Source organism: Microbacterium sp. CCH5-D1 (assembly GCF_001557335.1).
GTDB classification, from domain to species: domain Bacteria; phylum Actinomycetota; class Actinomycetes; order Actinomycetales; family Microbacteriaceae; genus Microbacterium; species Microbacterium oxydans.
In genome coordinates this window covers 1-2,156 of sequence record NZ_LSJW01000121.1, presented here as the reverse complement: position 1 = coordinate 2,156, position 2,156 = coordinate 1, and the positions used below count along the sequence as shown (strand labels likewise).

General features: G+C 67.3%; 2 protein-coding genes. Both read left to right on the top strand.

The genetic code is table 11. The features are described 5' to 3' along the window. Positions 1-628, top strand: a 628-nt coding sequence (locus AX744_RS07800) for a Type 1 glutamine amidotransferase-like domain-containing protein (RefSeq protein ID WP_061016166.1), incomplete at its 5' end; no start/stop codon positions are given. Further along, positions 625-1,980, top strand: coding sequence for an anaerobic C4-dicarboxylate transporter family protein (locus AX744_RS07795; protein ID WP_058633065.1), 1,356 nt, complete (start codon positions 625-627; stop codon positions 1,978-1,980). The genes AX744_RS07800 and AX744_RS07795, both read left to right, overlap by 4 nt. Positions 1,981-2,156: the final 176 nt, after the last annotated feature.

Here is a 2,156-nt window from a genome sequence, read left to right as displayed (position 1 = left end):
CGTCGGCACGGCCACCGGCGACGACGCCGCCTACATCGTGAGCTTCTACTCCACGTACGACTCCGACAGGTGCGCGCCGCACCACCTCCCCCTGTTCCACCGTGCGGTCGACGACCTGGCCGGTTTCGTGAAGGGCTTCGACGTGATCCACGTCGGCGGCGGCAACACCGCCAACATGCTCGACGTCTGGAAGCGCCAGGGCCTCGACGAGATCATGCGCGAGATGTGGGAGGACCCCGACTCGAACGTGGTGTTCACGGGCGGCAGTGCAGGAGGCATCTGCTGGTTCGAGGGCGGGACCACCGACAGCTACGGACCGACCCTGCAGGTGCTGCCGGAGGGACTCGGCTTCCTGCACGGCAGCTTCTGCCCACACTACGATGCCGAGGACCAGCGGCGTCCCCTCTTCCACGCGTCCCTGCTCAGCGGAGAGCTCTCGACGGGGTACGCGGTCGGCAACCTGCAGTCGCTGCACTTCGAGAACTCCGAGTTCGTCACCGCGGTGAGCCCGGTCGACGATGCCCTCGCCCTTCGCGTGGAGGCCATAGGCGGGAAGATCGTCGAGACCGAGCTGCCCACCGAGGTGCTCAGAGGCGCTGCGCCCATCGTGAAGGGACCGTCGTCATGAACGACAACGTGTGGATCCTCGTCGCCGAACTCATCGTCGTCATCCTCGCGATCTTCATGGGGACCCGCACGAGCGGGATCGGTCTGGGCGTCTGGGGGCTCGTCGGCGTCGCCGTGCTCGTCTTCGTCTTCGGCGAAGCGCCGGGCAACGCCCCGGTCGACGCGGTCTTCATCGTCATCACGGTCATCACGGCGGCATCGACCATGCAGGCGGCCGGCGGCATCGACTGGATGGTGTCGGTCGCGGCGAAGGTGATCAGACGCCGACCCCGATCGGTGGTCTTCCTCGCCCCGGCGATGTCGTTCCTGTTCACCGTCGGCGCAGGAACGGGCAACATCTTCTACCCGCTGCTGCCCGTCATCTACGACGTCTCGTACCAGCAGAAGATCCGACCGGAGCGGGCGCTCTCGGTGTCGGCCGTGGCCTCGCAGGTCGGCATCCTGTGCTCTCCTGTGTCCGCCGCGACCGCCTCGATGGTGGTGCTGCTCGCCCCGCAGGGCGTCGACCTCGGCGGACTGCTGCTGATCATGTGGCCCGCCTCGATCGTCGGCCTCTTCGTGGCGGCACTCGTGATGATGCGCCATGGCAAAGATCTGGAAGACGACCCCGAGTTCCAGAAGCGCCTCGCCGATCACCAGATCAAGCCGCCGGAGACCGACGCGCACGAGAAGAAGCTGCCTCCCACCGCGGTGCTCTCGGCCTCGCTGTTCCTCGCCGGCGTCGCTGTGATCGTGCTCTTCGGCCTGTTCGAGAACCTGCGTCCGGTCATCGGGACCGATGACGCCGGCGACCCGGTGCGCCTCAGCGTCACGGTCATCATCGAGGTCGTGATGGGCATCATCGCCGCCCTGATCTTCGTCTTCTGCAAGGTCAAGGCCGCAGATGTGCCCAAGCAGCCGACGTTCCCCGCCGGTATCGTCGGAGCCATCGCCCTGTTCGGCATCGCCTGGCTGGCGAACACCTTCGTCGCCGCGAACCAGACCCTCATCGTCGACGGCCTCGGCTCCGTGGTCTCCGGCTCCTCGGCGTTCCTCGGCGCGTTGCTGTTCGCGCTGGCCCTCTTCGCGGTCGCCATGCTCACGACGAGCCAGTCGAGTGCGACGAACGCGATCGTGCCGATCGGCATCACGATCGGCCTCCCCGCCTCCCTCCTGGTGGGCCTGTGGCCGGCGGCGATGGGCATCTACACGCTGCCGGCCAACGGCAGCCAGGTGGCCACCGTCGCGTTCGACCAGACGGGCACGACCAAGATGGGCAAGTTCGTCTTCGACCACTCGTTCCAGCTGCCGAACCTCATCTACGTGGCTGTGGCGATCATCGTCGGTGTGCCGCTCTCGTTCCTGTTCACCTGAGCCGAGCGGCCGGCCACGACATGACCGACGGCCTCGACCGGGCGACGCTCCGGCAGTTCCTGCTGGGGCTGGCGCAGGGCATGAACGCCTCCGCCGAGTCGGTCGACCGCATCCGTGACGTCATCGCAGAGGTGGCGAGGGCCTATGGGGGCGACGACGCCGACTTCGTGGTGCTG